The organism is Mesorhizobium sp. B2-7-1, from assembly GCF_006440735.1.
GTDB lineage: Bacteria > Pseudomonadota > Alphaproteobacteria > Rhizobiales > Rhizobiaceae > Mesorhizobium.
The window spans coordinates 102,868-109,329 of the sequence record NZ_VFUA01000009.1; the positions used below are offsets into that span (position 1 = coordinate 102,868).

Here is a 6,462-nt window from a genome sequence, read left to right on the forward strand (position 1 = left end):
CATGGCCCTTGAAGCAGACCTCTTCGAGCAACTCCGGCAGACGGTGCGGCGCTTCGTTCGCGAGCGCCTGGTTCCGATGGAAGCCGAGATCGCACGGGCCGACAATATCTCCCCGGAGATCAGGCAAGAGATGCGCGACCTTGGCCTGTTCGGCCTCTCCATCCCCCAGGATTATGGCGGGCTTGGCCTGACCATGGAGGAAGAAGCCCGCATCGCCTTCGAGCTTGGCCACACGTCGCCTGCATTCCGCTCCGTCATCGGCACCAACAACGGCATCGGCTCGCAGGGCCTGATCATGGACGGAACGGAAGAGCAGAAATCCACGTATCTTCCGAAGCTGGCGACAGGCGAGATCATCAGTTCGTTCGCGCTGACGGAGCCGGAGGCCGGATCGGATGCGGCGTCGTTGCGGACGACCGCGCGCCGCGACGGCGAGGAATACATCCTCAACGGCACCAAGCGCTTCATCACCAACGCGCCCTATGCCGATCTGTTCACGGTCTTCGCGAGAACCGGCACAGGCGACAAGCCGGGACGGGACGTAACCGCGTTCCTGGTTGAACGGACGGCGCCCGGCCTGTCCTTCGGCAAGATCGACAAGAAGATGGGCCAGGCCGGCTCGCACACCTGCGACGTGGTTTTCGAGGATTGCCGGGTGCCGGCTTCCGGAGTCCTGGGCGGCAAGGAAGGCCAGGGGTTCAAGACGGCAATGAAGGTCCTGGACCGGGGCCGCCTGCACATTTCCGCCTTCTGTGTCGGCATGGCCGAACGGCTTATCGCCGACAGCCTCGCCTATGCCTTGCAGCGAAAGCAGTTCGGGCAGCCGATCGCGGAGTTCCAGTTGATCCAGGCCATGCTCGCCGACAGCCGGGCGGAAAGCTACGCCGCCAGATGCATGGTGCTGGAGACGGCGCGCGCAAAGGACCGCGGCGAAAATGTTTCCACCGAGGCTGCGTGCTGCAAGATGTTTACCAGCGAGATGGTCGGTCGCGTCGCCGACCGCGCCGTCCAGATCCATGGCGGCGCGGGGTACATGGAAGAGTACGGCATCGAGCGGGCGTACCGCGACGTCCGGCTGTTTCGCATCTACGAGGGGACGACGCAGATCCAGCAGATCCTGATTGCCAGGAACATGATCAAGGAAGCGGCGGCCGCGGCTTGAAAACGGCCGCCTGCGCATCGTCCAGGCATCTCAATTCGCTGCCCTCGCGGAGTCTTGCGTGGATCAAGCATTGCCGTGGCGTGATGATTGATAATGGATTTTTTTTTGATTAATCTGCCGAAAGCTTCCACACCAACAGTCGAGCTGCCCCGTGCTTTCCAACACGCAATCCGAGACCAACGCCACCGATCTCGCCTATCATCTGCATTCGCAGACCAATCCTCAGGCCTTGACTCGCGAGGGCGCCTATATCGTCGTCAAGGGCGACGGAACCCACGTCATCGACGAGAACGGCAAGCGCTATATCGACGCCATGGCCGGGCTTTGGTGCGCGTCGCTGGGTTTCAACAACCAGCGCCTCGGCCGCACCGCGGCGACACAGTACGAGGAGCTCGGCTACTATCACAGCTTCTATGGCCGGACGAATCCGAAGGCGGCAGACCTCAGCAAGAAGCTTGTCGAATTGACAGGCATGGCGGGCGGTAAGACGTTCTTCGTGACCTCTGGCTCCGAAGCCAATGAGACCATGGTCAAGCTGGCCTGGCTTTACCATGCGTCGCGCGGCAAGCCGACGAAGCGAAAGATCATCGCCCGCGACAAGGCGTTCCACGGGTCGACAATCGTGGCCGGATCGATGTGCGGGCTTGAAATGATGCACCGCGAGTTCGGCTTACCGCTGCCCGGCTTCATCCACACGCTTTGCCCGAACAATTATCGTGTACGCCTGCCCGGTGAAGGCGAGACGGAGTTCGTGAGCCGCCTGGCCGGTGAGCTGGAGCGCATGATCCTGCGCGAAGGTCCCGACACCATTGCGGCCTTCATCGCCGAACCGGTGATAGCCGGCGGCGGCATCATCCCGCCTCCGGACGGCTATTTCGAAGCCGTTCACAAAGTACTGGCAAAATATGACATCCTCTGTCTCGACGACGAAGTCGTCTGCGGCTTCGGCCGCACCGGCAACTGGTTCGGGCGCGAGACGGTCGGCATGACGCCCGACATGATGTCGCTCGCCAAGGGCATCACTTCGTCCTACTTTCCCCTCGCCGCGGTGGTGGTATCGCCGAAGATCCTCGAGGCCGTCGAACGCTACAATGAGAGCGGCACCTCCTTCGGCCATGGCTTCACCAACGCGGCACATCCGGTGGGCGCCGCCGTGGCGGCGGAAACCATCGCGATCTACGAGGAACTCGATATCGTCCCGCATGTCCGCAGGATCGGCGCGCGCCTGCACCAGAGGCTCGCCGAGGTGACGAAGGACTCGCCGATCGTCGGAGACCTGCGCGGCGTCGGCCTGATGTACGGCATGGAACTGGTCGAGGATCCTTCGACCGGCACGCCTTTCGCGCCCGCGCGCCAGATCGGCGCGCGCCTGGCCGCCATCGCTTATGAAAACGGCCTCGTCGTGCGCGCGATGCGCGACACTGTCGGTTTCTGTCCGCCATTGATCATCGACGACAATGACGTCGAGGAGATCGGGGCCAAGTTGCAGAAGGCCCTGCGTGAAACCGAGAAGGCGGTTCAGGCGAAGTCGATCTGAGACCGGCAGGTATACAGCCATCCGGCCGGCAGGCCCGATGGCGGCCGGCCGGCGACCCCCGGCATCCAATCGACAAGCAGGCGCATTCGATGCCGGTTCGGCAATCCGTTTTCACCAATGTCTATATTTGCGCCTTCGCGGCCTATGCCTGCTTTTCGACATCCGACGCATTCACAAAGGCTCTGCACGGACCGCTGAGCGTTTTCGAGATCGGGTTTTTCGAAAACCTCTCGGCATCGATGGTTCTTCTGGCCACTCGCCACGAGAACGAGCGCTGGCTGGAGTTCTGGAAGATGAGCCGGCCCTGGCCGATTCATTTTCGCGCTCTATGCGGCGTCCTGTCGAGTTTGTGCGCGATCTACGCCTTCACGACCATCCCTCTGGTCGATGCCTATTCACTGATCTTCCTGGCGCCGTTTTTCGTTACGGTGATGTCCGTCCTGGTCCTGAAGGAGCATGTCGGGCTCTGGCGGTGGTTCGCCGTCATGCTCGGATTTGCCGGCGTCCTGCTCGCGGTCAAGCCGGGCTTTCAGGCGTTTCATCTCGGACATCTGAGCGCCGCGGTCGCCGGCCTTTCAACCGGCACGTCGATCATCATAATGCGCAGCCTGGGCTCGTCCGCGAAGAAGACGAGCATTCTGGGGATGCTGTTCCTCTACCTGGTTTCGATCAATGGCCTGGGGATGTTCCTTTGGGGTTTCAGCACACCCTCCCTGCATGACCTGCTTCTGATGGCGCTTTCAGGTCTTTGCGTCGGCCTCGGCCAATGGGCCTTCGTCAGCGCCGCGCGATACGGCAGCGCCACACAGATCGCGCCCGTCGCCTATTCACAGCTTGGCTGGGCGATGCTCTTCGGCATCATCGTCTTTCATGAGTATCCCGACTTGCTGGCTATCGTCGGGGTTGGCGTGATCGCGAGCGCCGGCCTGTTGACCGTGCTGCGGGAACGCGTCCGCCGGATCAGGCCGGCCAACCCGCCAGGAATCCGTTGACGCGAACGCTACGGCGGTGGCTTCCTGGGCCGTTCAGGGCGTGCGCATCTTTTCCAGGGCCGCCGAGAAGACGTCCTCGGCCCCGATCTTCCCTGGCTTCAGGAACAACGAAATGCGCCGCGCATCGCGAGAGACGCAGGAACCGGCGCCAAGCTCGTCGAATGGAAGAACCTGCATGCTCTGAATGCCGAGGGCTTCGACGATCGCACCCGATGTTTCGCCGCCTGAAACGACGAACTTGCGGACACCTCTTTCGCCCAAGCCCTTGGCTATGCCGGCCAGGATGGCTTCGGCCTTGCGCGCCGCGCCCATTATGCCGAACTTGGCCTGGGCATCGGCAACCGACACAACATCCCCGGCGACCGAAAAGCCTATCGGTTGGCCGGCGCCAAGCTTTTCGTCCGCCCAGGCAAGCGCCCGCGCCGTCAGGACATCTTCATCCGCCTCGCGAATATCGATGTTCAGCATCGGATTGCGCTCCGCGAAATGATCGCGCTGTCGCAACGTGACGCCGCTGCAGCTTCCCACCAGCACGACTTCACCGCCCTGCGCACGAGCCACCGGCGACGAGATCCGACGGCCGGTCCCGGCACCCTCGGACGTCCATTGCGAAATCAGTTCGATCGCCAGCGCGTCCGCCCCCGTGGTGATACGGTCGTGCCGGAAAATCGTCGCGCCGACGGTGACATCGTCATTATCGACGCAGTCCATGAGGAAGTAGCGCACCCCCTTCTCTTGCTGACCGTCCACATAGTCGCGCGCGAATTCCACACCGCGATGCAGGACGCGATGCGGTAAAAGCCCGACGGTCTCGGCGGTCTGGCGCTGCAGCACCCTGGCCATGTCGGGGTCGCTCATGGGCGTGATCGGATCGGAGCGCTTGATCGATTCCGAAATCAGCCGATCCTTGTAGAACATGTACCCTTCGTGCACGTAGGTACGAAGATCAGGATAGCCCGGTCCAAACACCAGGCGCTGCTGCCCGTACTTCCTTGCGAGCAGATCGCCGCAAGGGCCGATATTGCCTTCGGCGGTCGAATCGAAAGTCGAGCAGTATTTGTAGAAGATACGCTCGACGCCGATCCGGTCGAGCATGCTCGTCAAGCTGTCGAGCGTCGCGACCGCCTGCGCCGGCGGCATAAATCGCAGCCGGGTCGCGATGACGAGAACCTCGCCATCGGCCGCCTCATTCAGAACGGCCGTGTCGCACACATAGAAAACCGGAATGCCGAGCTTTTCCAGATTGCTGGCGACAAAAAGCCCGCCGGTGAAGTCATCGGCGATTACCGCGATCCTGACGCTCATCGAGCACCCTGTTGTTCATGGCTGCCGCCAGCACTTCCTGCAGTTCCACCACGGCGTCGTTTGCGGAACGGCCGGAACCTTAGTCGCAATCTGCCCCTGTCGCCGCGCCCCCGGCGGCCGGATCATCCCACCTGCAGGTGGCTGACGAACTTGGTGTTGAAGTAGGGCTCGAGCGCATCCGCACCGCCTTCCGTGCCGTAGCCGGAATCATTGATTCCCCCAAAGGGAACTTCCGGAAGCGCCAGACCGAGATGGTTGATCGAGACCATGCCCGACCGGACACCGCCGCTGATGCGCGCGGCATTGTCGGCGGATCGGGTGAAGGCGTAGGCGGCGAGGCCGTAGTTGAGCCGGTTGGCTTCCGCGATCGCTTCGTCGAGGCCGTCGACGGGAACCATGAGCGCCACCGGGCCGAAGGGCTCCTCGTTCATGATGCGGGCCGTCTTCGGCACGCGCGAGAGCACCGTGGGCTCAAAGAAGTAACCGGCATTGCCGAACCGCTTGCCGCCGGTGACCAGTTCGGCGCCGGCCTGAACGGCATCCTGCACCAAGGCACTGACCGCTTCCACGCGCCGCTCGCTGATGAGAGGCCCCATCGTCGTGCCCTCTTCGAGACCGCTGCCGACCTTGATCGCCTTGGCCGCGGTCGTGAAGACGTCGACGAACCGATCGTAGACGCCGTTGTCGACGAGGAAGCGGGTCGGCGAAACGCAGACCTGGCCGGCATTGCGGAATTTCGACCCGGCCATGACCTTCGCGGCCCGCTCGACATCGGCATCCCGCAGGACGATCACCGGCGAATGGCCGCCGAGCTCCATGGTGGAACGCTTCATATGCTGGCCGGCGAGCGCCGCCAGTTGCTTGCCGACCGCGGTCGATCCGGTGAACGAAATCTTTTTGATGACCGGGTGCGGGATCAGATAGGACGAAATTTCCGCCGGCACGCCATAGACGAGGTTGACCACGCCTGCCGGCAAACCGGCATCGACGAACGCCCTGACCAGTTCCGCCGGGGAGGCCGGCGTATCCTCCGGCCCCTTGATGATGATCGAGCATCCCGTCGCCAGGGCCGCCGACAATTTCCTGACCACCTGGTTGAGGGGAAAATTCCATGGCGTGAAAGCCGCAACAGGGCCGACCGGCTCCTTGACCTCGATCTGGCTGATGCCTCCGGCCCTGGCCGGGATGACCCGGCCGTAGGCGCGGCGGCCTTCCTCGGCGAACCAGTCGATCAGGTCGGCGGCCGACAGCGTTTCGCCTTTCGCTTCGGCCAGCGGCTTGCCCTGCTCCGTCGTCATGATGCGCGCGATCGTGTCGGCGCGCTCGCGCACCAGCGCTGCCGCCGCCCGCATCAGCTTGTAACGTTCAAACGCTGGCGTCCTGCTCCAGATCTTGAAGCCGCTGTCAGCGGCGGCCAGCGCTTCGTCCAGATCGGCGGTCTCGGCATGCGCCAACCTGCCCAGCAC

The 6,462-nt window shown here is 63.1% G+C and carries 5 protein-coding genes; 3 read left to right on the forward strand and 2 right to left on the reverse strand.

What is annotated here, in order from left to right; genetic code table 11:
- Window position 1 precedes the first annotated feature (1 nt).
- The 3 genes from FJ471_RS06130 to FJ471_RS06140 all read left to right on the forward strand — a co-directional run bounded on the left by FJ471_RS06130 (window position 2) and on the right by FJ471_RS06140 (window position 3,691).
- Entirely contained in the window at window positions 2-1,162 is a 1,161-nt protein-coding gene (locus tag FJ471_RS06130; RefSeq protein ID WP_140802259.1) for an acyl-CoA dehydrogenase family protein, read from the forward strand.
- 151 nt (window positions 1,163-1,313) lie between these two features.
- Window positions 1,314-2,699, forward strand: coding sequence for an aminotransferase (locus tag FJ471_RS06135; protein WP_140802260.1), 1,386 nt, complete (start codon window positions 1,314-1,316; stop codon window positions 2,697-2,699).
- Between the two features lie 89 nt (window positions 2,700-2,788).
- Window positions 2,789-3,691 (forward strand): DMT family transporter, encoded by a 903-nt coding sequence (locus FJ471_RS06140; protein WP_140802261.1) that lies wholly within the window; start codon window positions 2,789-2,791, stop codon window positions 3,689-3,691.
- A 33-nt stretch (window positions 3,692-3,724) separates the two neighbouring features.
- Here FJ471_RS06140 and FJ471_RS06145 read toward each other — a convergent pair whose 3' ends face one another.
- Together FJ471_RS06145 and FJ471_RS06150 are read right to left on the reverse strand one after the other, a co-directional pair.
- Window positions 3,725-4,996 (reverse strand): four-carbon acid sugar kinase family protein, encoded by a 1,272-nt coding sequence (locus FJ471_RS06145; protein WP_140802262.1) that lies wholly within the window; start codon window positions 4,994-4,996, stop codon window positions 3,725-3,727.
- Between the two features lie 122 nt (window positions 4,997-5,118).
- A partial coding sequence (locus FJ471_RS06150) for an NAD-dependent succinate-semialdehyde dehydrogenase (protein WP_140802263.1) occupies window positions 5,119-6,462 on the reverse strand: 1,344 nt, incomplete at its 5' end.